This is a genomic window from Vibrio sp. 03_296 (genome assembly GCF_002265885.1).
In genome coordinates this window covers 1-773 of sequence record NZ_NPKW01000348.1, presented here as the reverse complement: position 1 = coordinate 773, position 773 = coordinate 1, and the positions used below count along the sequence as shown (strand labels likewise).

Annotated in this window: 1 pseudogene; it reads right to left on the bottom strand. The window is 47.7% G+C overall.

From position 1 onward, the window contains the following. Window positions 1–131 precede the first annotated feature (131 nt). Window positions 132–773 (bottom strand): annotated as a pseudogene (locus tag CIK04_RS24545) (His/Gly/Thr/Pro-type tRNA ligase C-terminal domain-containing protein); the annotation flags it as partial.

Genomic DNA, 773 nt, shown 5'->3' with positions numbered 1-773 from the left:
ATCCATGACGACTCTCCTGACTAAACATAAGGCAAGTCATAACGGGAGAAATCTGAACCAAAAGATTAATAGAAAAGGGAATTGGCCTTGACCAATCCCTTTTTAACTGTTGTTATAACACCGAGCTCGTGTTATTTCAGTTGCGCTTTGATGTGCTCAACGATATCAGCCATCGCGACAGGTGTTTTTTCACCAGAACGACGGTTCTTATACTCAAAGTGACCTTCGTCCATGCTGCGATCGCCAATCACGATAGTGTGAGGGATACCGATCAGTTCCATATCAGAGAACATGACGCCTGGGCGCTCTTTACGGTCATCGAACAGCACTTCGATACCCATCGCTGTCAGCTCAGCGTATAGTTTCTCTGCGGCTTCTTGAACGCGCTCAGACTTGTGCATGTTCATTGGTACGATAGCCACTTGGAAAGGCGCAAGTGCGTCTGCCAAATGATGCCGTATTGTCGTTGTTTTGTTCGATAGCCGCAGCAACAACGCGAGAAACACCGATACCGTAACAGCCCATCTCTAGGATCACGTTTTTACCGTTGGAATCGAGAACGCCACAGTTCATCGCTTCTGAGTACACATTACCGAGTTGGAAAATGTGACCCACTTCGATACCACGTTTCAGCATCAATGTGCCTTTTCCACATGGGCTTGGATCGCCTTCGACGACGTTACGTAGGTCAGCAACTTGGCCAAGCTCTACATCACGACCCCAGTTAATACCGAAGTAGTGTTTGCCATCCGATATTTGCGCCTGCACCGAAA